Genomic DNA, 23,676 nt, shown 5'->3' with positions numbered 1-23,676 from the left:
GTGATTGTCAGACCTTGAGTCGTCCACGGAAACCCCGGCTCGCATAATACGATTCGGCGCCATTGTGGTAGACGAAGACCTGCTCATAGCGGCGGTCGCAAAACAGGGCGCCGCCCAGCGCCCGGATGCTGTCCGGCGTCGCGATCCAGCTCGAGGTTTTGCGGTCGAACGGTTCCAGTTCCTGCAACTGGCGGTATTGCGCCTGCGTCAGCAACGCGATACCCATCGCTTGCGCCATGGCCATGGCGCTGCCGGCAGGCTTGTTGGCCTTGCGCGCGGCCAGGGCCGCGGCATCGAAACACAGGCTGCGCCGGCCGATGGGGCTTTCTGCGGAACAATCGCAAAACGTGACGGCGCCCGTGTCGCCGGCATGCCCGATGACGTCCGGTTCGCCGCCCGTGTCTTCCATTTGCTGCAAGGCGGCCAGGCTGGCGGGAGCGGCATTCAAGCGCGCCAGCACGCTGTCCCACGTCAAGTCCGCATGGCGGTGCATGTGCTGGCTGAAGCGGGTTTGCAAGGTGTGGATCAAGTCATCGTGCATGACGCGGCTCCGTGAAGTTTCAACGATATCGACGATAGGGCCGATTATAGGACGCGCTGCGGCCGGGCGGCGCTCACCCCAGTTTTACTTTTTCCAGCAGATAATCGAGCATCACGCGCACCCTGGCCGGTACTTGCAAGCCCGGCCCCACGAAGACGGCGTGCACGAGTTCCTTGTCGCCCGGATTGTAGTCCTGCAGCACGGGTATCAAATCGCCTTGCTCGATATCGCGCAGCACGTGCTGGCGCGAAAAGCGTCCCAGTCCCATGCCTGCCAGCACCAGTTGGCGCATGCTTTCGCCATCGCTGACGCAGGTATTGCCCTGCGGCGCCACCTGCACGGTGTTGCCCGCCTCATCGAGAAAGGGCCAGGTTTCGTTCTGGCAGCGGAAATTGAAGGCCAGCAGATTGTGCGAGGATAAGTCCTGCGGCGTGCGCGGCAGGCCGTGCCGTGCCACATACGCAGGCGAGGCCACCACGACCATCGCGTCTTCGCCCAGCTTGCGCGCCACCAGGTTCGATTCCTTCAGCTTGCCCGTGCGGATGGCGATGTCCGTGCGGTCTTCCAGCAAGTCGACGATGGCATCGCTGACCACCACGTCAAGCACGATGTCGGGATAGCGCTGCGCGAACTCGGGCAGGATGGGCAGCAGATGGCGCACGCCGAACGGCACGAAGCAGTTGATGCGCAAGCGCCCGCGCGGCGCCGCGCCCTGGGCCGCTTCGCGCTCGGCGCCATCGATATCGTCGAGGATGCGCTTGCACTGCACGAAGAAGGCGTCGCCCTCGGGCGTCGTGTGCAGCTGGCGCGTGCTGCGCTGGAGCAAACGGGCGCCGAGCCGCGCTTCCAGGCGATTGACGAGTTTGCTGACGGCCGACGGCGTCAAGGCCAGGCGGCGCGCAGCGGCGGAAAAGGCGCCCGTTTCCACCACGGCCACAAACACGGCCATCTCGAACGCGCGGTTGATGTCTTGCCTGGCCATTATTGAATCCATTTCACAGGTGTTTCCATTATTGGAGTCTATATCAAAAGCGTTTCCATCGATACACTGGCTGGCTTGAACTCTGCCGGAGAAATACCATGACCACCGCAAGCCCTGTTTCCACCTCAGCCAGCAAGATGCCGCCCGGCGTGCTGGCGCTGGCCGTCGGCGCCTTTGCCATCGGCGTCACCGAATTCATCGTCGTCGGCATCCTGCCGACCATTGCCAAGGATTTGCATATTTCCATCGAGTCGGCCGGCTCGCTGGTGAGCCTGTATGCGCTGGCGCTGGCCATCGGCACGCCGCTGCTGGTGCTGCTGATGTCGCGCCTGCCGCGCAAGGCGGCATTGCTGGGACTGATGAGCGTGTTTCTGGCCGGTAATCTGCTGGCCGCCTTTTCGCACACGTTTGAACTGTTGCTGCTGGGAAGGGTCATCACGGCCGTGGCGCACGGCACCTACTTTGCCATCGGCGCCACCGTGGCCGCCAGCCTGGTGGACAAGGCGCAGGCGGGCAGGGCGATTTCCGTGATGTTTGCGGGTCTGACGTTGGCCATGGTGATCGGCGTGCCGTTCGGCAGCTTCCTCGGCAATTTGATGGGCTGGCGCTTGCCCTTTTTTGCCGTCGCCGTGCTGGCTGCGCTGGGTCTGGCTGCAATGGCGCGCTGGCTGCCGGCCGGCTTACAGCAGGGCAAGGGCGGCAAGGCCATGACGCAACTGGCGGCCCTCGGCAGCGGCCCCATCCTCACCATGATGGCGGTGACGACGTTCGGCTTTGGCAGCAGCTTTGCCGCGTTCACGTTTATTACGCCCATCCTGACGGATGTGACGGGTTTCTCCGCCACCATGGCCAGCGCCTTGCTGATCGTGTTCGGTGTCGCCACCTTTGCCGGCAACCTGGCGGGCGGCTACCTGACCAGCCACCTGGGCTGGCAAAAGGCCTTGCGTGCGATGCTGCTGTTGCTGGCCGTTACGCAAGCGGGCGTTGCCTTGAGCATCAGCTCGCCATGGATGATGACGGCGATGCTGTTCGTCTGGGGCGTGTTCGCCTTCGGCCTGTCGCCCGCCCTGCAGGCCGGCATGCTGGCCACGGCCGAGCGCTATACGCCGCAAGCCGTCGATTTCGCTTCGGGCCTGAACATTTCCGCGTTCAACCTGGGCATTTCCTTCGGCTCCATGCTGGGGGCGCTGATGGTCTCGCGCCAGTTGATGGCCTCGTCGCCGTGGGCCGGCGTGGCTGCCGCATTGCTCGCCTTGCTGCCGCTGGCGTGGCTGGCGCGCAAGAACCTGGCCGCCCATGTGGCGGGTGCGGCCGCGCACTGAGGTTCAGGTATGCACGGCGGCGGCCGGCGCCGCTTTCTTCATGCGCTGCGCCATGTAGGAGCTGCCCATCGACGCGGCCATGATCATGGCGATGGCCAGCCATTGCGGGGCACCGAGGCGCTCGTCGAGCAGGATGTACGCCAGCATGGCTGCCACGGCCGGTTCCATGCTGCTCATGATGCCGAACGCTTGCGGCGTCAGCCGCTTCAGGGCTACCATTTCCAGCGAGATCGGGATGGCGCTGGAAATGAGGGCCACGCCCAGCCCCACGGCCAGCACGACAGGCGAGAGCAGGGCGGCGCCGCTGTGCATCACGCCGACGGGCACGACCACCAGGGCCGCCATGGCCAAGCCCAGCGACACGGACTGGCCCGCATGCAAATGGCTGGCGCGCTTGCCAAAGACGATATACGAGGCCCAGCAGACGGCGGCGCCCAGGGCGAACAGCACGCCGGTGGGGTCGAGGTTGCTGACGTCGTGGCCGAGCGGCAGCAGCAGCGCCAGTCCCGCCACGGCCAGGGCCACCCAGACGAAGTCGATGGGGCGGCGCGAGGCGAGCAGGGCCACGGCCAGCGGGCCGGAAAACTCGATCGCCACGGCGATGCCGAACGGAATCGTGCGCAAGGCCATGTAGAAGCACAGGTTCGTCAAGCCCAGCGCCGCGCCGTACAGGGCCACGGTGCGCAGGTCGGCGCGGCTCAGCTGCCAGCGCCACGGGCGCCAGAACAGCAACAGCAGCAAGGCGGAAAAGCCCACGCGCACGGCCGTCGTGCCCTGTGCGCCCACCAGCGGGAACAGGCTGTGCTTGGCCCATGACGTGCCCAGTCCCAGGCAGGTGACTGAGCCGAGGATGGCCAGCAGGGGAATCAACGAGGAATAGCGGCGTAATGGCATGGTGATAAAAGGCTTGATATCGGAATAGCGAAAGTTTATTGTGTCTGCTCCGATATTTGCACTGCATTTTGACCTTCATGACGCAACTTTCGCTCACGCCTTCCCTTGCCCTCGATACCTTCGACCTGGCGATCCTCGATATCTTGCAGCGCGATAACACGACCTCGCAGCGCGAAATCGCCCAGGCCGTGCACCTGTCCGCACCGGCCGTGCAGCGGCGCATCCGCCGCCTGCGCGAGAGCGGCGTGATCCGTCATGAAGTGGCCGTGCTCGACGCGAGCCGCCTGGGCCGCCCCCTGATCCTGACGGTGGAAGTGCATTTGCACGACGAGCACCCGCAACGCACGGCCGGCATGCGCGCGCGCATCATGGCCGAGCCTGCCATACAGCAGTGCTACGGGATCACCGGCGAGGCCGATTACCTGCTGATCATAACCGCCAGCAGCATGGCCGAATACGAAGCGCTGACGGAACGCCTGTTCGGCGGCGACGACAATATCCGGCGCTACCGCACCTCGGTGGCCTTGACCTGTCTCAAGATGGGCTTGTACGTACCGCTGGGATAGAGAAAAGGCCAGGCAGATGAAGCTATCCAAAAGCAAGCAAGCCGCCGTGACGGCAGCCATGCCCGCCAGCCTGTCCGCCGCCGTGGCTGCTTATCAATGGGCGTGCGACAGCGGCGGCGAGTCGGACGCTGCCGTCTACCGCCTGCATGGCAGGGACGGTGTGCCGGACCTTTACCTGAAGCACGGCAGGGGTTGTGCCGCCGCCGACATCGCCGATGAACTGGCGCGCCTGCGCTGGCTGGCGCAATACCTGCCCGTGCCTGCCGTGGTCGAGTTCGCCCACGTGGCAGACCCGGACCAGGCATGGCTGTTGATGACGGCCATCCCAGGCACAACGGCGTCAGCGCTGCTGGAAGCGAACCCTGCGCTGGGCTTCGCCGTGGTCGATGCGCTGGCGGCCTTCCTGCGCCGCCTGCACGCGCTGCCCGTGAGCGACTGCCCGTTCGACGCCGGCCATGCTGTTCGGCTTCCCCAGGCGCGCCAGCGCATCGATGCGGGCCTGGTCGATGCGGGCGATTTCGATGCCGGGCGGGCGGGCTGGACAACGGAGCAAGTGTGGCTGGCGCTGCAGGAGTGCCTACCCCTCGCACCCGACCTCGTCGTCACGCATGGCGATTTCTCGCTGGACAATATCCTCCTGTATGAAGGCGCCGTCGTCGGCTGCATCGATGTGGGGCGGGCAGGCGTCGCCGACCGCTATCAGGACCTGGCCATCGCCTGGCGTGGTCTCGGTGAGTTGGACACCTCGCTACAGCAAAGGTTGTTGCGGCAATATGGGATACTTGATGCCGATCAAGGCAAGCTGCAATATCACTTGCTGCTCGACGAGCTGTTTTGAATGCGATCTGCGGGTCGCTGCCGCCTGCGTTCCGGGATAATCAGCAGGATGAATGTGGGAGCCGAATGATGGGTGAGCAAGAAAATTCGCGTCTGCTTGAGCCTGGCCTTCTTGCTGCCTGGCTGGCTGCACGTTCGATTGCCCGTGGCTTGGCGTTGCCCGTGCCGGATCACGGCGGCTGGCGCGTCGATACGGGTTTGCCCGGTGAAATCCGGCGCCATGTTTTTTCGGGACCTGTGCCAGGCATCAGCGTGCTGGCGGCCTCGATTGACCATCCGCATATTTTCATCAAGATGTGTGGCTCTGGAGAACAATTGCTCCGCCTCTTGCCGGATCGATGGCAATTGCTACCCGGAGGGTTCTTCATGACGCATGAAGGCAGTCTGCAGGCGCCAGCTCTGCCGGCCGGGTACCTGCTTGACGTCACGACGTCGCAGGCCATCACGACGGCGCGCATTCTGACCGGCGATGGCGCTGTTGTCGCCAGTGGCCATGCCGTGGAATATGCGGGCGTCTTTGTGTTTGACCGCATCGTCACCGAGGCCGGCCACCGGCGTCGGGGGCTGGGGCGGGCGCTGATGGCCGCGCTGGCGGCCAGGCAAAGGTCGGGCGGCGCGCGCCGGGTGCTGGTGGCAACGGAAGATGGGTCGAAACTGTATGCGAGCCTGGGCTGGCATACTCAGTCGCCGTATTCGACGGCAACCATCATGTAAGGCCAGGATATTGCCCTTCCGCACGTGGATGCTGGCAGGCCAGGTCACAGGTCACAGGTCACAGCTCGTCGCGCTCGGCATCGCGTTCCCGGCAGCTCAATGACGCGTAATGGCCTTTCGGCATCCGGGTCTTGATGGCAACTTCGTTCAGTGCATGCCGAATATCGACTGGGTCGGTCAAGGTGCAGCGCTGGGCGCTGGCGAACGCTTGCAGCTTCTGCGTGTTGCCGCGCACCTTCACCGTCACGCCGGCGCCGGGGCTGACACAGCAGCCGATGTATTGCGTGATGTATTCTTCCTCGATGAGCACCAGTTCATGCCCCATGAAGCTGGCGGGCTTTTTCAGCAGGTAGTAATCGGTGTAGTCGGCGCGCTGGTCGGGGTGCTTGCCGATGTAGCCTTCGCGCATGTAGGCCCGGATGGCCTTGCCCGAGGTGCCGACTCTTTCCGTGGTGCCCTTTTTCAGCTGCAGCGCATGGAGCAAGCCGCTTTCAAGGCCTGGATCGGCTGCGGCGTGGGCGCTGGCGCAGCTGGCAGCCAGCAGAAACGAGCCGATCAGGCGGCGGGTGCGGCGCCATTCAAGCATGGGATGGATTGCTGGCATACATTTCACGTGAAGAAGAGAAGAGGCGCAGTGTAGCGCACGCCACGCAGTGCGCATGGCACAATGCGTGATCCGCACGCCACGTGCCACTCACCCCAGGACTTTCATGACCCGCGCCATCCTTGACGAAGCCCAGATCCATCCCGCCGCCCGCCCCTTGATCGGCAGCAAACACAAGGACATCGTGCGCGAGGTGCAGGCGGCCATCGCCGCGCACCAGGTGGTGGTGGTCGGCATGGCGCTCAATCCGTTTCCGCGCAAGGCGCGCAAGATCCTCGACGTGCTGGGCACGCCCTACCAGTACCTGCAATACGGCAGCTATTTGAACCAGTGGCACCGCCGCAATGCCCTCAAGATGTGGACGGGCTGGCCCACGTTTCCCATGGTCTTTGTCAACGGTGTGCTCATCGGTGGCGCCAGCGAGCTGCAAAAGCTGGTGGAAAATGGCGAGTTCAGCGCCATGCTGGCAAAGAAGGTGCGCCAGTTTTAAGGTCTGCCTTATTCCCCGGGCCGCCACGGCGATTTGCGCGTGCGCAAGGGGTCGAGCAAGCTGCGCAAATCGTTGTGGTCGAGCTCGAACATCAGCGCAATCAAGCTGCCCAGTTCGCCCGAGGGGAAGCCCTCGCGCGCGAACCAGCCCAGGTAGTGTCCCGGCAAGTCGGCCAGCAAGCGTCCCTGATATTTCCCATATGGCATTTCGCGCGTGACCAGCAGCGCCAGTTTTTCTGAATTCATGGTGGTGATCCCGTGTGGATGCGGCCAGTGTAGCAGATCGCTCTATTGTTGATCTGTGCGCAACTATCTTCTGCCTGATGAGGTATTTTTCGAAACAAAGAAAACCCCGATACTGCATGCCAACATCATTTATCGGAGTTTGCCATGCCCATTGCCTTGCTCGCGCTGACCCTCAGCGCATTTGCCATCGGAACCACCGAGTTTGTCATCGTCGGGCTGTTGCCCACCATCGCTGCAGACCTGGGCGTCAACCTGCCATCGGCCGGCTTGCTGGTCAGCCTGTATGCGTTGGGCGTCGCCGTCGGCGCGCCCGTGCTGACGGCCCTGACGGGGAAGATCCCGCGCAAAACATTGTTATTGTCCCTGATGGTCTTGTTTACTTTGGGTAATTTGCTGGCGTGGAAATCGCCCGGCTATGAAACGCTGGTGGTGGCGCGCATCCTGACGGGGCTGGCGCATGGCGTGTTCTTTTCCATCGGCTCGACCATCGCCACGTCCCTGGTGCCGAAGGACAAGGCGGCCAGCGCGATTGCCATCATGTTTACGGGCTTGACCGTGGCCCTGGTGACGGGCGTGCCGCTGGGCACCTTCATCGGCCAGCATTTCGGCTGGCGCGAAACCTTCCTCGCCGTCTCGGCCCTGGGCCTCGTGGCGTTCATCGGCAGCCTGCTGTACGTGCCATCGAATATCGCCCACAGCAAACCGGCGTCCTTGCTGCAGCAAGTGCAGGTATTGGGCCAGCCGCGCCTGCTGTTGGTGTATGCCATGACGGCCGTCGGTTATGGCGGCTCCTTCATCGCCTTTACCTACTTGGCGCCGATTTTGCAGCAAGTATCGGGTTTCAGCGCGGGCGCCGTGGGCGTGGTGATGCTCGTGTATGGCGTGTCCGTGGCGTTCGGCAATATCTGGGGCGGCAAGCTGGCCGACAGGAAAGGCCCTGTCAGTGCCCTGAAACTGATCTTTTTACTGCTGGCGGCCGTCTTGCTGCTGTTGACCTTCACGGCGCCGCATCCCGTGCTCGTCGTCATTACCGTGCTGCTGTGGGGCGCCGTGGCCTTCGGTAATGTGGCTGGCCTGCAAGTGTATGTCGTGCAGCAAGCCGAACACTTCACGCCCCGCGCCGTCGACGTGGCTTCGGGTTTGAATATCGCCGCCTTCAACCTGGGCATCGCCGGCGGCGCTTGGGGCGGCGGCTTGATCGTCGAACACCTGGGTCTCGTGCACACGGGCTGGATCGGTGCCCTCGTCGTGCTGGGCGCGTTCGGCTTGACGGCCTTGAGCGGCCGGATGGATAGGCGCTATCCCATCCCCGTGCGTGCTGGCGGTGAAAAGTCGATCCATGCGGTGGGGCATTAAATTTCTGGCGGCCCGGCCTGTACAGTAAGTTTCTGGCAGAAAACATCAAAACGGGCGAGAATAGGGCTTACCTTCCTCTGGCCCATTCTCCCCATGTCCGATACAGCAACGTCACCCCTGCGCTTGCGCGCCGCCATCAATCCGAAACCGCTGGGCGTTGCGCTTGTGCTCATCCTGCTCGGCGCGTGGTACCTGGCGCAAACGGTCGGCATCAAACAGGCCGCGCTGTATGTGGTGGGCGCCTTGCTCGGCATCACCCTGTATCACGCGGCCTTCGGTTTTACGTCCGCCTGGCGCGTCTTCATCGCCGATGGCCGCGGCGACGGCTTGCGCGCGCAAATGCTGATGCTGGCCGTGGGCGTGGCGCTGTTCTTCCCCGCGCTGTCGGCCGGGACCCTGTTCGGCACGCCCGTCGCGGGCCTCGTTTCTCCGGCCGGCACTTCCGTCATCTTCGGCGCCTTCATCTTCGGCATCGGCATGCAGCTGGGCGGCGGTTGCGCGTCCGGCACCCTGTACACGGTGGGGGGCGGCAGCACGCGCATGCTCATCACCCTGGCCGCCTTCATCGTCGGCTCCGTGATCGGCACGGCGCACATGCCGTTCTGGACGGCGCTGCCGCAGCTCCAGCCGATTTCCCTCGTCACGACCCTGGGCCTGGCGCCCGCGCTGGCGCTGAACTGGATCGTCTTCGCGCTGATCGCCGGCATCACGGTGCTGGTGGAAAAGCGCCGCCATGGCAAGCTTGTCGCCACGCCCCTGCGCCCGGCACAGGCGTCACCTTGGCTGCATGGCCCCTGGCCGCTGGTGGCGGGCGCCGTTGCGCTCGTCGTGCTGAACTTCGCCACCCTGGCGCTGTCGGGCAAGCCGTGGGGCGTGACGTCCGCGTTCGCCCTGTGGGGTGCCAAGGCCGCATCCGTGGTCGGCATCGACACGGCTAGCTGGGCTTACTGGTCGACCAAGGCGAATGCCGCCGCCCTGGCCGCTCCGTTGACGCAAGACAAGACTTCCGTGATGGACATCGGCATCGTGCTGGGCGCCATGCTGGCGGCGGCGCTGGCCGGCCGTTACGCGCCCGTATGGAGCATCCCGCGCCGCTCGATCATCGCCGCCGTCGTCGGCGGCTTGCTGCTCGGCTATGGCGCGCGCCTGGCCTATGGTTGCAATATCGGCGCGTATTTCAGCGGCATCGTCTCGGGCAGCCTGCACGGCTGGCTGTGGCTGGTCTGCGCCTTCCTGGGCAATGTCATCGGCACGCGCTTGCGTCCGTGGTTCGGCCTGGAAGTGGAGAAAGTCAAACCGACCGGCTGCTGACGCCGGCGTAATCAGGGGCTTTGCTGTATATTTCTGCCCCTGTTCCCCTTTGTCGCCAGCGCATCGCCCATGTCCCCCCTCATCCTGTTTGCCATCGTCCTCGCGTATTTCCTGATCCTGCTGGGCGTGGCATGGCGCACGTCGCGCCATGCCACCAATGACAGTTTTTTCATCGGCAACAAGGACAGCAACTGGATGCTGGTGGCCTTCGGCATGGTGGGCACGACGCTTACGGGCGTGACCTTCATCAGCGTACCTGGCGCCGTGGGGAGCAACGGTTTCGGCTATATCCAGCTGATGATCGGCTATGTGCTGGGCTATCTGGCCATCACCTTCATCTTGCTGCCGCTGTACTACCGGCTGCAGCTCACGTCGATTTACCGCTACCTGGAACTGCGCCTGGGGCGGCGTTCCTACCAGAGCGGGGCGGCGTTTTTCATCCTGTCGCGGCTGCTGGGCGCCACGGCGCGGCTGTATCTGGTGGTCAATATCCTGCAAGCGACCATTCTCGATAGCCTGGGCGTGCCATTCTGGCTGACGTCGTGCGTCGTGCTGCTGCTGATCCTGCTGTACACGTATGAAGGCGGCGTCAAGACCATCGTCTGGACCGATACCCTGCAAACGGCGTGCATGCTGGCGGGCCTCGTGATTTGCAGCGTGTTCCTGCTGCGCGAGATGGACCTGTCCCTCATCGACAGCCTTGAGCGCATGCGCGCGCAAGGCCTCACGCGCATCTTCACCGTCGACCCGGACAGTCCCGCCTATGTCTGGAAACACATTATCGCCGGCATGTTCATCACCATCGCCATGACGGGCATGGACCAGGAGATGATGCAAAAGAACATTTCCGTACGGACCTTGCGCGATTCGCAAAAGAACATGCTCAGCCTGACCGTGGTGCTGACCGGCGTGCTGCTGCTGTTCCTGTTCCTCGGCGGCTTGCTGCACCTGTATGCGCCGCTGGCGGGTGTCACCGCGACAGGGGATAAACTGTTTCCCGCCGTGGTACTCGGGCATTTCCCCGCCGTGGTGCAGCTGATCTTCTTCATCGCCCTCATTTCCGCCCTGTTTCCCAGCGTGGACGGGGCACTGACGGCGTTGACGTCCACCTTCTGCATCGATATCCTCGGCGTGCAACGCAGGCAGGATTTGAGCCCGGCGGCGCAGATGCGCTGGCGCCGCCGCGTGCACCTGGGGTTTGCCGCACTGTTTTTGATCCTGATCATGGCCTTCAAATGGCTCGATGATCCCAGCATGATAGTCGTGATCCTGAAGCTGGCCAGCTATACCTATGGTCCGCTGCTGGGCTTGTTCGCTTTTGGCCTGCTCAGCCGGCGTGGCGTGCGCGACCGCTGGGTGCCTTTGGTGGCCGTGGCCGGGCCGCTGCTGTGCGCGCTGATCGAAGGGGAACAGGCGCTGCTGTTCGAACATTACCGCATCGGCCTGGAATTGCTGATACTGAATGGTTCCCTCGTGCTGGGCGGCCTGTTCCTCATTTCCACGCCGCCAGGGCAGGGCGCCCAAAGCGCGGCACACTTGTCAAAATAAGACGAATCCCAAGACGATCGCAGCCATTTTCAGCTATATTGATTTCCTTTAGGTACATAACCTCACGGAGCATCAATGTCACTCAACCCCTTCCCGCCGCTGCGCCGCGGCTTTGGCGCATTCTGGCGCGCGCTGGACGCCACCCGCCGCGCGGTCATCAACCTGATTTTCCTGCTGATCGTCATCGCCATCCTGATCGCCATCTTTGGCGGCGGCGCCAAGCCCCTGGCGGAAAAGACCACCCTGGTGCTGGACTTGCAAGGCCCGCTGGTCGAGGAAACCCCGGGCGGCGTGCGCGAGGCGGTGCTGGCCAATGTCAGCGGCGAAGTCAAGAAAAACGTGCAGCTGCGCGATGTGCTGGCCGTGCTCGACACGGCATCGAAGGACAAGAACATCGGCTCCATGGTGATCCTGCTCGACGAGTTGCAGGGCGGCGGCCTCGCTTCGCTGCGCGAAGTGGCGGCCGGCGTGGAACGCTTCCGCGCCACGGGCAAGAAAGTCACGGCCTGGGGTTCGAGCTACAACCAGCGCCAGTACCTGGTGGCGGCCAAGGCCGACGAGGTATTCCTGCACCCGATGGGCGGCGTCATGCTGGAAGGCTTTGGCCGCTACCGCAATTACTACCGCGACGCGCTCGACAAAGTGGGCGTGACGGTGAACCTGCTGAAAGTGGGCACGTATAAAAGCGCGGCCGAGCCTTTCATCGCCAACGGCCCGTCCGAAGCGGCGGCCGAAGCGGACCGTTACCTGAACAATGGCCTGTGGACCACCTATACGACGGACGTGGAAAAGGCGCGCAAGCTGCCGGCCGGCGCCATCATGCAATCGATCGATGCGTTGCCAGCGCTGATGACGGCGGCCGGTGGCGACCTGGGCAAGCTGTCGCTGGACGCCAAGCTGGTCGACGGCCTGAAAACGCGCGATGAACTGCGCCAGTTCATGATGGCGCGCGGCGCCAAGAACACGGAAGGCACGAATTTCCGCCAGGTGAACTATGCCGATTACCTGGCGCGCCTGCGCCCCGTGCACATCGGCGACGCCGTCGGCGTGGTCATCGCTTCCGGTGAAATCGGCGACGGCATCGCGGCACCGGGTTCCATCGGCGGCCTGTCCACCTCGCGCCTGATCCGCCAGGCACGCGAAGACAAGTCGATCAAGGCCGTCGTGCTGCGCGTCGATTCGCCGGGCGGCAGCGCCTTCGGCTCGGAATTGATCCGCCGCGAACTGGAGCTGACGCGCGCCGCCGGCAAGCCGGTGGTCGTCTCGATGGGCAACGTGGCCGCTTCCGGCGGCTACTGGATCAGCACCTCGTCCGATGAAGTGATCGCCGACGCGGCCACCATCACGGGTTCCATCGGCGTCTTCGCGATTCTGCCGACGGCCGACAAGGTGGTGGAAAAGCTGGGCATCCACACGGCCGGCTCGCCGACCACCTGGCTGGCCGACGCAGGCAACCCGTTGCGTCCGCTCGACCCCCGCTTTGCGCAAGTGATCCAGGGTTCGATCAACCACGTGTATGGCGACTTCCTGAACCTGGCCGCCAAGGCGCGCAAGACGACGCCGGAAAAGATCGATGAAGTGGCGCAGGGCCGCGTCTGGACGGGCTTGCAGGCCAAGGAGCGCAACCTGGTCGACCGCATCGGCAGCTATGGCGATGCGCTGGCCTCGGCGGCCAAGCGCGCCAACCTGGGCACCGACTACCGCGTGACGTACCTGGAGCAGGAAACGTCGAACGTGGACCGCCTGATCGGCATGTTCGGCTCCAAGGCCATGGCCTCGCTGGGGCTGGGCGAACACGTGAAACTGGGCCTGGCCACGTCCGGATTGCCGGCCGATGCGGCGCTGGGCATGGCGCAGGAGCTGAGCTGGCTGTCGGGCATCACGCGCGAGCACAAACCGTTCATGGCCCTCACGCACTGCCTGTGCGAAGTGCCACTCGGCAGCAAGTAACACCTGACCAAATCTACTGCGCTCGATGATTTGCGGCCTGCGATGCTCACTGTGCTCAAGCACAGCTCCGCTTCTCGGTCACAACTCATCTTCGCTCGCTACGATTTTGTCAGGCGTTACACGGCAATATAGATGACATACTTAAGCCGGCTTTGCCCGGCTTGTTTCACATCAGGAGCAAGGCATGGCAAGCGACATGAGCGGAGAAATTGACACGGCGATCACCATCCGGCCGTGCGTGAAGGGCGATGAACAGGCGCTGGCGCTGGTGGGGCAGGCCACCTTCCTGGAAGCCTTCGCGGGCATCCTCGATGGCGCCGATGTCATCGCCCATTGCCAGCGCCAGCACGACGCGCAGCTGTACCGCGACTGGCTGGCGCTGCCGGCCATGCGGCTGTGGCTGGCCGAGGCCACGCCGGGTGGCGCGCCCGTCGGCTACCTGGTGCTCAGCCCCGCCGGCTTGCCGGTGGCCGACCCGCGGCCGGACGACCTGGAAATCAAGCGCATCTACCTGCTGCACCGTTTCCAGGGCCAGCGCGTGGGGCAGCGCCTGATGCAGGCGGCGCTGAGCCAAGCGCGCGCCAGCGGGGCAGGGCGCGTGCTGCTGGGCGTGTACGCGGAAAACCACGATGCGCTGGCGTTCTATATGCGCTGCGGCTTTGCGCAGGTGGGCCGGCGCACCTTCCGCGTGGGCCGCACCGACTATCAGGATGTCATCCTCGGCATGACGTTGTAAGCGCAAACGTCCCCGCGCGGCGCCAGGTCAAGCCGGCTGGCGGGAGATTTGTAGCGAGTTTGTATCTGCATGCGAGTCGCCCTCGCCACGCGGTTGTCCGCCTGCGGCGCCCCGCAAGCCTGATTTTTCCACCGTTCCCCCACAGGGGCGGCATGCCTGCCGGCCCGCCTGATCCTCCCATGCCTGCCTGGCTGTGTGTAATTGTTTCAAGTAGAAATGAAACAGTTACATGACTATGCTAGAGTCGTTTCACGCTAGGGAACGATGTTTTTTCAGCTGATTTTCAGCTCTTGATTCCCCCGGCTTTGTACCGAAACAACCCCGAAAAACGGTCGTCCGGCCTGAGTGTGTCCCACCTCGGCCGGCGCCACAGACTCGCCGTGCCAGCGGCCACTACAAGGATAAGCGATGGATTCGCAGACAACACCCAACACCCCGCGGCGCAGCCGCCGTTCGAAAATCGTCGGCACGGTCATCGCGCTGGCCGTGATGGCTGCGCTGGGGGGCGGTGCCTGGTACCTGACCCATTCCGGCACCAGCGCCCAGGGCGGCCCCGGCATGGGCGGCCCCGGCGGTGCCGGCGGGCCAGGCGGCCCGGGCGGGCGCCGCGGCGGCCCTTCGACCACCGTGGGCGTGGCCACGGCCGTGAAATCCGACCTGCCCGTGGTGCTCGATGCGCTGGGCACCGTGACGGCCGCCTCCACCGTGACGGTGCGCCCGCAAGTGTCGGGCATCCTGAAGGAATTGAAATTCAAGGAAGGCGGCATGGTCAAGGCGGGCCAGGTGGTGGCGCAGATCGACCCGGCCCAGTTCGAGATGGCGCTGATGCAAGCCACGGGACAGCGCCAGCGCGATGAAGCGCAATTGGAAAACGCGCGCCTGACCCTGAAGCGCTATCAAACCCTGCTGGGCCAGGATTCCATCGCGCGCCAGGACGTCGACACGCAGGCTGCCCTGGTCAAACAATTGGAAGGCACCGTCATGACGGACCGCGCGGCCGAAGGCACGGCGCGGCTGAACCTGGGCTACACCAAGGTGGTGTCGCCGATCAGCGGGCGCGCGGGCCTGAAGGTGGTCGACATCGGCAACCTGGTGAGCACCAGCGATACGGGCGGCGTGGTGGTGGTGACGCAGCTCTCGCCTATCGACGTGGAATTCTCCGTGCCGCAGGATAAGGTGCAGACCATCCAGGAGCGCCTGAATTCGGGTTCGGCCCTGGCGGCGCTGGCGCTGGACCGCACGCGCACGCATACCCTGGACAAGGGCAGCTTGAGCGCGCTGGACAATCAGGTCGACGTACAGACGGGCACCGTGCGCGCCAAGGCCCGCTACACGAATGACAAGATGGCCCTGTTCCCCAGCCAGTTCGTCAACGTGCGCCTGGAGCTGGGCAATATCACGGGCGCCGTGCTGGTACCCGTGACGGCCCTGCGCCACAGCAATAACGGCGACTTCGTCTACGTGCTGAAAGCGGATAAAACCGTCACCGTGCGCATGGTCACGCGCGGCCAGGCCACCACCGACATGGTGGAAATCCGCGCCGGCCTGGAAGCGGGAGAACAAGTCATCACGGAAGGCGCCGACCGCCTGAAGGAAGGCGCGAAAGTCACCCTGGCGGGCGACAAGCCTGCCATGGGCGGCGCAGGGGGCGCGGGAACCGCCAACGGCGAACGCCGCCACCGCCGCCAGCACGCTGACGGCGCGGCCAGCGCATCGGCCTCGGCATCCGCGCCGGCCAGTGCACCGGCTGCAACCCCCGCGAAGGGCGCAGCGCAATGAGTCCATCGACGCCATTCATCCAGCGCCCCGTCGCCACGGCGCTGCTGATGCTGGCCATCGTGCTGGCGGGGCTGGTCGGCTTCAAGTTCCTGCCGCTGGCCGCCTTGCCGCAGGTGGACTTCCCCACCATCCAGGTGCAGACCCTGTACCCGGGCGCCAGTCCCGAAGTCATGGGGCAGACGGTGACGGCGCCGCTGGAGCGCCAGTTCGGGCAGATGTCGGGCTTGCAGCGCATGAGTTCCACCAGCGCGGCCGGCGTCTCCATCATCACCCTGCAATTCACCCTGGGCCAGACCCTGGACGTGGCCGAGCAGGAAGTGCAGGCGGCCATCAACGCGGGCGGCTCGCTGCTGCCGACGGACTTGCCGGCGCCGCCCGTGTACGCCAAGATCAACCCGGCCGACGCGCCCGTGCTGACCCTGGCGATTACCTCCGACACGATGCCGCTGACGCAGGTGCAGAACATCGTCAACACGCGCCTGGCCCTGAAGATCAGCCAGGTCAATGGCGTGGGCCTCGTCTCGCTGTCGGGTGGCCAGCGTCCGGCCGTGCGCATCCAGGGCGACACCAAGTTGCTGGCCTCGTACGGCCTGGGCCTCGACAGCCTGCGCACGGCCATCGCGGCGGCCAACGTCAACAGCGCGAAGGGCAGTTTCGACGGCCCCACGCGCTCGTTTACCATCAACGCCAACGACCAGCTGGTCACGGCGGAAGACTACAAGCGCCTGATCATCACCTATAAAAACGGCGCGCCCGTGCGCCTGTCCGACGTGGCGAATGTCGTCGACAGTGCGGAAAACACGCGCCTGGGCGCCTGGTCCGGCAAGCAGCCGGCCATCATCCTGAACGTGCAGCGCCAGCCCGGCGCCAACGTCATCAAGACGGTCGACGCCATCAAGGCCCTGCTGCCGGACTTGCAGGCCAGCCTGCCGGCGGCCATGAAGCTCGACGTGCTGAGCGACCGCACGACGGGCATCCGCGCTTCCGTCGAACACGTGGAAATGGAACTGCTGCTGTCCGTGCTGCTGGTGGTGCTGGTGATCTTCGCCTTCCTGCACAGCATGCGCGCCACGGTGATCGCCAGCCTGTCCGTGCCGATCTCGCTGATCGGCGCCTGCGGCGTCATGTATTTGCTCGGCTACAGCCTGAACAACCTGTCGCTGATGGCGCTGACGATTGCCACGGGCTTTGTCGTCGATGACGCCATCGTCATGATCGAAAACATCGCCCGCTACATCGAAGAGGGCGAAACGCCGATGGCCGCCGCCCTGAAGGGCGCGTCGCAGATCGGCTTTACCATCATCTCGCTGACGGTCTCCCTGATCGCCGTGCTGATTCCCCTGCTGTTCATGGGCGACGTGGTGGGCCGGCTGTTCCGCGAATTTGCCATGACCCTGGCCATCACGATTCTGATTTCCGCCGTGGTCTCGCTCACGCTGGTGCCGATGATGTCGGCGCGCTGGCTGAAAAGCCGTGCCGATGAAAAGGTCAGTGCCACGGGCCAGCGCATCCAGGCCTTTCTCGACCGCGTCATCGTGCAGTACGACCATGCGCTCGTGTGGGTGCTGAAACGCCAGGGCTTGACCCTGCTGGTGGCCCTGGCCACCTTGCTGCTGACCGTCGTCCTGTATATCACCATTCCGAAAGGCCTGTTCCCCACGCAGGACACGGGGCAGCTGAAGGCGCGCATCGAAACTTCGCAAGCCGTCTCGTACGAGCGCATGGCTGCCTTGCAGCAGGCTGCCGCCAGCGCGCTGCTGGAAGATCCCGCTGTCGATACCCTGAGTTCCCTGGTGGGCGTGGATGCGGCCAACAACACCATGCTGCATACGGGCAGCATGCTGATCAACCTGAAGCGTCCGCGCAGCGGCAACCAGGATGACATCATGGAGCGCCTGCGCAACCGCGTGGCCAAGGTGGCCGGCGTGACCCTGTATCTGCAGCCGACGCAGGATCTCACCATCGATGCGGAATCGGGCCCGACGCAGTACCGCGTGTCGCTCGAAGGGGCCGACACGGCCACCGTCACCGAGTGGGCCGGCAAGCTGGCCGCGCGCATGCGCGAAAAATCGCAGCTGCGCAATGTCGTCACGGATGCGGGCGCCACGGGCGCCGCCGTCACCGTGGGGATTGACCGCGACAGCGCCGCGCGCATGTCCGTCACCACGGCTACCGTCGACGACGCGCTGTACAACGCCTTCGGCCAGCGCATCATCTCGACGATTTTCACGGAAACCAACCAGTACCGCGTGATCCTCGAAGCGCAGCCTGGCATCGTCACCACGCCGTCCGACCTGTCGGATCTGCAGGTGCGCACGGGTTCCGGCAAGTCGACGCCGCTGTCCGCCTTTGCCAGCGTCAGCGAAAAACAGGCGCCGCTGCAGATTACGCACGTGGCGCAATATCCGGCCACGACACTCGGCTTCGATACGACGCAGGGCGTGGCGCTGGGCAGTGCCGTCGACGCCATCCGCCAGGCCGCAAAGGATATCGCCTTGCCGCCATCGGTGACCCTGACCTTCCTCGGCGCGGCCGGCGCGTATGAAAACTCGCTGTCGAACCAGCTGTGGCTGATTCTGGCCGCCGTCGTCTGCGTGTATATCGTGCTGGGCGTGCTGTACGAAAGCTACATCCACCCGCTGACGATCCTGTCGACCTTGCCGTCGGCCGGCGTGGGCGCCTTGCTGGCGCTGATGCTCTCCGGGCAGGACCTGGGCGTGATCGGCATCATCGGCATCATCCTCCTGATCGGCATCGTCAAGAAGAACGCCATCATGATGATCGACTTCGCCATCGAGGCCGAGCGCGACGAGGGCAAGAGCCCGCAGGAAGCCATCCACCAGGCGGCGCTGCTGCGCTTCCGCCCCATCCTGATGACGACCCTGGCGGCGCTGTTCGCGGCCGTGCCGCTGATGCTGGGCTGGGGCGAGGGCGCCGAGTTGCGCCGTCCGCTGGGCCTGGCCATCTTCGGCGGCCTGATCGTCAGCCAGGTGCTGACCCTGTTTACCACGCCCGTCATCTACCTGGGCTTCGACCGCCTGGGCCAGCGCTTCGCTTCAAAGACACGTGGCGTGAGCCTGGACAAGCCGGCCGATAATGCGGGGAGCGCCGCGTGAACCTGTCCGAACCGTTCGTCAAGCGCCCCATCGCCACCGTGCTGCTGACCATCGGCATCGCGCTGGCGGGTATCGGCGCCTTTTTCGTGCTGCCCGTCTCGCCGCTGCCGCAGGTCGATTATCCGACCATTTCCGTCAGCGCCAGCCTGCCCGGCGCCAGTCCCGCGACCATGGCCACGTCGGTGGCCACGCCGCTGGAACGGCGCCTGGGCGTGATCTCCGGCGTGAACGAGATGACGTCGTCGTCGGGCACGGGCTCGGCGCGCATCAACCTGCAGTTTGACTTGAACCGCAAGATCGATTCGGCCGCGCGCGAAGTGCAGGCCGCGATTGCCGCCTCGCGCGTGGACTTGCCAGCAACCTTGCGCAGCAACCCGACCTACCGCAAGGCCAATCCGTCCGACGCGCCCGTGATCATCCTGGCGCTGACGTCGAAAACGCGCACGCCGGGCCAGATCTACGATGCCGTGTCGAACCTGGTGCAGCAGAAGGTGGCGCAAGTCAAAGGCGTGGGCGACGTGGAACTGGGCGGCGGCTCGCTGCCGGCCGTGCGCGTGGAACTGCTGCCGTACCAGCTCAATCACTATGCCGTGTCGATGGAGGACGTGCGCGCGGCCATCCAGGCCAGCAACGCCAACCGCCCGAAAGGGGCGATTTCCGGCGACGAGCGCAGCCTGCAGATCTATTCGGGCGCGACGACGGCTTCGGGCGGGCGCAGCGCCGCCGATTACCGCAGCCTGGTGGTGGCCTGGCGCGACGGCGCCGCCATCCGCCTCGACGACGTGGCCGAAGTGGTCGACGGCGTGGAGAACAACAATACCCTGGGCCTGTTCAATGGCGACCCGGCCGTCATCGTGCTGATCACGCGCCAGCCGGGCGCCAACGTCATCGCCACGGTGGACGGCGTGCGCGCGCTGCTGCCGCAACTGCAGGCGCAGCTGCCGGGCGACATCAAGCTGCAGGTGGCGTCCGATAGCACCAATTCCATCCGCTCGTCCCTGCACGAGATCGAGTTCACCCTGATCCTCTCCATCGTGCTGGTCGTGCTGGTGGTCAGCGCCTTTTTGCGCAGCGTGCGCGCCACCATCATCCCGGCCGTGGCCACCATCGTCTCCCTGCTGGGCACCTTCGGCGTGATGTACATGCTGGGCTTTTCCCTGAACAACCTGTCCCTGATGGCGCTCACGGTGGCCACGGGCTTTGTTGTCGACGATGCCATCGTGGTGCTGGAAAACACGCAGCGCCACATCGAGGCGGGCATGGACCGTTTCAAGGCGGCCCTGCTGGGCGCGCGCGAAGTGGGCTTTACCGTGCTGTCGATCAGCCTGTCGCTGGTGGCCGTCTTCATCCCGCTGCTGTTCATGGGCGGGCAGGTGGGGCGCTTGTTCCGCGAATTTGCCGTGACCCTGTCGGCCGCCGTGATGATTTCGCTGGTCATTTCGCTGACGACCACGCCGATGATGTGCGCCTGGCTGCTGAAAAGCGGCGAGCAGCACAAGCCACCGGGCCTTGTCGCGCGCTGGTTCGAACGCGGTTTCGAGCGCATGCTGAAAGTGTACGAGCATTGCCTGGACTGGGCCCTGTCCAGCGCCGCGCTCGTGATGACGATCCTCGTGTTCGTCGTCGGCTTGAACGTGTACCTGTTCGCGGCCGCGCCCAAGGGTTTCTTCCCGCAGCAGGATACGGGCCAGATCAACGGCGGCATGCGCGCCGACCAGAGCATCTCGTTCCAGGCCATGCAGAGTAAATTGCGCCAGCTGGTCGACATCATCAAGGACGATCCGGCCGTCGCCACCGTCGTCGGGTTTACGGGTGGCGGCAGGGCAGGGGGCGGCTTCATGTTCATCGACCTGAAACCCGCGTCGCAGCGCACGGACAAGGGCCAGGCCGTGATCGCGCGCCTGCGTCCGCAGCTGGCCAAGGTGACGGGCATCTCGCTGTTCCTCAACCCCGTGCAGGATTTGCGCATGGGCGGGCGTTCCAGCAATTCGACCTACCAGTACACCCTGATCAGCGACAACCAGGCGGACTTGAAGAAATGGGCGGCCAAGCTGGCCGACCAGATGAAGATGCAGCCGGCCCTGATCGACGTGGACACGGACCAGGCGGAAAACGGCGTGGAAACCTTTGTCAGCATCGACAAGGACCGTGCCACGCAGCTGGGCGTGCAAGTCAAGGATATCGACAATGCGCTGTACAACAGCTTCGGCCAGCGCCAGGTGGCGACCATCTACGATGAGCTGAACCAGTACCACGTGATCATGGAAGTGGCGCCCCGCTATGCGCAAAGCCCGGAAGCGCTGCGCTCCGTGTACGTGCCGGCGTCGAATGCGGCCGCCGTCGCCGTCGCCGCCACCGGCACGACGGCCGCCAGCGCCGCCACGGCCAGCACCAGCGTTGCCGCGACGACGTCCAACACGACGGCGGCGCGCGACCCGTCCAGCGGTTCGGCCCTGTCCACGACCCTGGCGCGCATGGTGCCCCTGTCGTCGTTCAGCAGCTTTGCCGAAAGCTCGACGGCGACGTCCATCAACCACCAGGGAGGGGAGCTGGCCACCACCGTGTCGTTCAACCTGGCCGACGGCTATCCGCTCAGCGACGGGCAGGCTGCCGTGGCCCAGGCGGAGTCGGAAATCGGCATGCCCGTGAATGTGCGCGGCAGCTTCCAGGGCTCGGCGAAGAGCGCGCAGGACAGCAACAAGGAGCAGCCGCTGCTGATCCTGGCCGCCATCGTGGTGATCTACATCGTGCTGGGCATCCTGTACGAAAGCCTGATCCACCCGATCACCGTGCTGTCTACCTTGCCGTCGGCAGGGGTGGGCGCCGTGCTGGCATTGCTGATGTTCCGCATGGAGTTTTCCATCATCGCCCTGATCGGCGTGTTTTTGTTGATCGGCATCGTCAAGAAAAATGCTATATTGATCATCGACTTCGCGCTGGAGGCCGAGCGTTCGCGCGGACTGACAGCTGTGGAGGCGGTGCGCGAGGCATGTTTGCTGCGTTTCCGCCCCATTCTGATGACCACCCTGGCGGCGGCGCTTGGCGCCTTGCCGCTGGCGATCGGTTTCGGCGAGGGGTCAGAGCTACGCCAGCCCTTGGGGGTCGCCATTATCGGCGGCCTGATTGCCAGCCAGTTACTCACATTGCTGACCACCCCGGTGGTCTACATCCTGCTCGACAAGCTGCGCACGCGCAGCGCCGACGAGCAGCAATTGAGCCGCATTCCTGGGCCAGATAACCCGAGCACACAATCATGAAGCAAGTAAAACCTATTCCATCCGCCGTCCCTGCACGCCACCTGCTGGCGCTGGCCGCTGCCGTCCTGCTGGCCGGCTGCGCCGTCAGCCCCGCGTATGAAACGCCGACGGCCGCCGCGCCGCAAACGTTCAAGGAGGCGGCAGGCTGGCAGCCGGCCGTGCCGGCCGACACGCTGGAACGGGGTCCGTGGTGGACCCTGTTCGGCGATGCGCAGCTGAACCAGCTGGCCGACAGCATTGAAGTATCGAACCAGAACGTGGCGGCCGCCATCGCCTCGTATGAACAGGCGCGCGCGCTGGTGCGCGAACAGCGCGCCTCGCTGTTCCCCACCGTGAACCTGACGGGCAGCGGCGCCCGCTCCGGCGGCGGGGGCGAGCAGCAGACGAACAACAACTTCAAGGCCGCCATCGGCGCCTCGTGGGAACCGGATATCTGGGGCAAGCTGCGCGCGGGCGTATCGGGGGCGGACGCCAGTGCCGCGGCCAGCGCGGCGGACCTGGCCGCCGCCCGCCTGTCGGCGCAGGGCGAGCTGGCCACCAATTATTTTTCGCTGCGCCAGAGCGATGCGCAGATCGCGCTGCTCAATTCCACGATCGACGGCTACAAGCGCGTGCTCGAGATCACCGGCAACCGCTTCAATTCCGGCATCGCCGCCAAGTCCGACCTGCTGCAGGCGCAGACGCAGCTGGCCAATGCGCAGATCGACCTGTCCAGCCAGACGCGCGCGCGCGCCCAGCTCGAACACGCGATCGCCATCCTTTTGGGCCGCGCGCCATCCGACTTCAGCCTGGCCGTGGCACCGTGGACCCTGACCGTGCCGGACGTGCCGCTGGGGGTACCATCGACCCTGCTGCAGCGCCGTCCCGACATCGCCGCCGCCGAGCGCCGGGTGGCCGTGGCCAACGAGCAGATCGGCATCGCCCGTTCCGCGTATTACCCGAGCCTGAACCTGACGGGATCGTATGGCTCCGGCGCCAGCAAGTTGGGCGACCTGTTCAATGCATCGTCGAGCCTGTGGTCGCTGGGTGTGTCGGCCGCGCAAACCCTGTTCAACGCGGGCGCCACGACGGCCAGCGTGGACGCGGCCAAGGCGGGGCATGAGGCGGCCGTGGCGCGCTACCGCCAGACGGTATTGTCCGCCTTTGGCGCCGTGGAAGACCAGTTGTCGGCCACACGCGCGCTGGCCGAGCAGCTGGCCTTGCGCCAGCAGGCGTCATCGGCGGCCGACCAGGTCGAGCAGCAGATGCTGAACCGCTACAACGCGGGCCAGGTCGGCTATACGGACGTGGTGACGGCGCAAGTGACGGCCCTGTCGGCGCGCCGTTCGCTGGTGCAGGCGCAGGCGGACCGCCAGACGACGGCCGTGGCCCTGATCCAGTCGCTGGGCGGCGGCTGGCATGTGCCGCAGACGCAGTAGAGGGCGGGAG

Annotated in this window: 19 protein-coding genes; 14 read left to right on the top strand and 5 right to left on the bottom strand. The window is 65.0% G+C overall.

Features of this window, described 5'->3' with window-relative positions:
- Positions 1-7: 7 nt before the first annotated feature.
- The gene (locus CSQ91_RS12125) at positions 8-541 is read right to left on the bottom strand and encodes a DUF4256 domain-containing protein (protein WP_099388370.1); all 534 of its coding nucleotides are present in this window, start codon (positions 539-541) and stop codon (positions 8-10) included.
- A gap of 73 nt (positions 542-614) precedes the next feature.
- A complete protein-coding gene (locus tag CSQ91_RS12120; RefSeq protein ID WP_099388369.1) occupies positions 615-1,523 on the bottom strand; it encodes a LysR family transcriptional regulator in 909 nt (302 codons plus the stop codon).
- Positions 1,524-1,621: 98 nt separating this feature from the next.
- Here CSQ91_RS12120 and CSQ91_RS12115 point away from each other — a divergent pair, with 98 nt between their 5' ends.
- On the top strand, positions 1,622-2,845 hold the full coding sequence (locus CSQ91_RS12115; protein WP_176376161.1) for an MFS transporter: 1,224 nt from the start codon (positions 1,622-1,624) through the stop codon (positions 2,843-2,845).
- A 3-nt stretch (positions 2,846-2,848) separates the two neighbouring features.
- On the opposite strand, the gene CSQ91_RS12110 is transcribed toward CSQ91_RS12115, so the two are convergent.
- Positions 2,849-3,739, bottom strand: a complete 891-nt coding sequence (locus tag CSQ91_RS12110) for an EamA family transporter (protein ID WP_099388367.1) — start codon at positions 3,737-3,739, stop codon at positions 2,849-2,851.
- A gap of 77 nt (positions 3,740-3,816) precedes the next feature.
- Between CSQ91_RS12110 and CSQ91_RS12105 the strand changes: the two genes are divergently transcribed.
- The 3 genes from CSQ91_RS12105 (at position 3,817) to CSQ91_RS12095 (ending at position 5,856) form a co-directional block, all read left to right on the top strand.
- Positions 3,817-4,305 (top strand): Lrp/AsnC family transcriptional regulator, encoded by a 489-nt coding sequence (locus tag CSQ91_RS12105; RefSeq protein WP_070255798.1) that lies wholly within the window; start codon positions 3,817-3,819, stop codon positions 4,303-4,305.
- A 16-nt stretch (positions 4,306-4,321) separates the two neighbouring features.
- Positions 4,322-5,143: an APH(3') family aminoglycoside O-phosphotransferase gene (locus CSQ91_RS12100; protein WP_099388366.1), complete on the top strand. Its 822-nt coding sequence runs from the start codon at positions 4,322-4,324 to the stop codon at positions 5,141-5,143.
- 68 nt (positions 5,144-5,211) lie between these two features.
- Positions 5,212-5,856: a GNAT family N-acetyltransferase gene (locus tag CSQ91_RS12095; RefSeq protein WP_180278409.1), complete on the top strand. Its 645-nt coding sequence runs from the start codon at positions 5,212-5,214 to the stop codon at positions 5,854-5,856.
- A gap of 58 nt (positions 5,857-5,914) precedes the next feature.
- Here the strand turns inward: CSQ91_RS12095 and CSQ91_RS12090 are convergent, their stop codons facing one another.
- A complete protein-coding gene (locus CSQ91_RS12090; protein WP_099388364.1) occupies positions 5,915-6,442 on the bottom strand; it encodes a hypothetical protein in 528 nt (175 codons plus the stop codon).
- A gap of 124 nt (positions 6,443-6,566) precedes the next feature.
- Between CSQ91_RS12090 and CSQ91_RS12085 the strand changes: the two genes are divergently transcribed.
- Positions 6,567-6,950, top strand: a complete 384-nt coding sequence (locus tag CSQ91_RS12085) for a glutaredoxin domain-containing protein (RefSeq protein ID WP_070282182.1) — start codon at positions 6,567-6,569, stop codon at positions 6,948-6,950.
- Between the two features lie 8 nt (positions 6,951-6,958).
- Here the strand turns inward: CSQ91_RS12085 and CSQ91_RS12080 are convergent, their stop codons facing one another.
- Entirely contained in the window at positions 6,959-7,195 is a 237-nt protein-coding gene (locus CSQ91_RS12080) for a DUF3820 family protein (RefSeq protein WP_099388363.1), read from the bottom strand.
- 144 nt (positions 7,196-7,339) lie between these two features.
- Here CSQ91_RS12080 and CSQ91_RS12075 point away from each other — a divergent pair, with 144 nt between their 5' ends.
- The 9 genes from CSQ91_RS12075 (at position 7,340) to CSQ91_RS12035 (ending at position 23,666) form a co-directional block, all read left to right on the top strand.
- Positions 7,340-8,551 carry an MFS transporter gene (locus tag CSQ91_RS12075; protein ID WP_092606083.1) on the top strand — a complete coding sequence of 404 codons (1,212 nt, stop codon included), beginning with the start codon at positions 7,340-7,342 and terminating at the stop codon, positions 8,549-8,551.
- Positions 8,552-8,644: 93 nt separating this feature from the next.
- A complete protein-coding gene (locus CSQ91_RS12070) occupies positions 8,645-9,862 on the top strand; it encodes a YeeE/YedE family protein (RefSeq protein ID WP_099388362.1) in 1,218 nt (405 codons plus the stop codon).
- Positions 9,863-9,931: 69 nt separating this feature from the next.
- The gene (locus tag CSQ91_RS12065) at positions 9,932-11,410 is read left to right on the top strand and encodes a sodium:solute symporter (RefSeq protein WP_099388361.1); all 1,479 of its coding nucleotides are present in this window, start codon (positions 9,932-9,934) and stop codon (positions 11,408-11,410) included.
- A gap of 75 nt (positions 11,411-11,485) precedes the next feature.
- Entirely contained in the window at positions 11,486-13,360 is a 1,875-nt protein-coding gene (sppA, locus tag CSQ91_RS12060) for a signal peptide peptidase SppA (protein WP_099388360.1), read from the top strand.
- Positions 13,361-13,556: 196 nt separating this feature from the next.
- Positions 13,557-14,096 (top strand): GNAT family N-acetyltransferase, encoded by a 540-nt coding sequence (locus CSQ91_RS12055; RefSeq protein WP_099388359.1) that lies wholly within the window; start codon positions 13,557-13,559, stop codon positions 14,094-14,096.
- Positions 14,097-14,504: 408 nt separating this feature from the next.
- Complete coding sequence (locus tag CSQ91_RS12050; protein ID WP_070255545.1) at positions 14,505-15,875, top strand: efflux RND transporter periplasmic adaptor subunit; 1,371 nt, start codon at positions 14,505-14,507, stop codon at positions 15,873-15,875.
- Entirely contained in the window at positions 15,872-18,991 is a 3,120-nt protein-coding gene (locus tag CSQ91_RS12045) for an efflux RND transporter permease subunit (protein ID WP_099388358.1), read from the top strand. The genes CSQ91_RS12050 and CSQ91_RS12045 overlap by 4 nt, the downstream gene beginning before the upstream one ends.
- The gene (locus CSQ91_RS12040) at positions 18,988-22,248 is read left to right on the top strand and encodes an efflux RND transporter permease subunit (protein WP_099388357.1); all 3,261 of its coding nucleotides are present in this window, start codon (positions 18,988-18,990) and stop codon (positions 22,246-22,248) included. The genes CSQ91_RS12045 and CSQ91_RS12040 overlap by 4 nt, the downstream gene beginning before the upstream one ends.
- On the top strand, positions 22,245-23,666 hold the full coding sequence (locus tag CSQ91_RS12035) for an efflux transporter outer membrane subunit (RefSeq protein ID WP_180278408.1): 1,422 nt from the start codon (positions 22,245-22,247) through the stop codon (positions 23,664-23,666). The genes CSQ91_RS12040 and CSQ91_RS12035 overlap by 4 nt, the downstream gene beginning before the upstream one ends.
- The last annotated feature ends 10 nt before the right edge of the window (positions 23,667-23,676 follow it).

The organism is Janthinobacterium sp. BJB301, from assembly GCF_002735685.1.
Lineage (GTDB): Bacteria > Pseudomonadota > Gammaproteobacteria > Burkholderiales > Burkholderiaceae_D > Janthinobacterium > Janthinobacterium lividum.
This window is presented reverse-complemented; position numbering and strand designations above follow the sequence as displayed.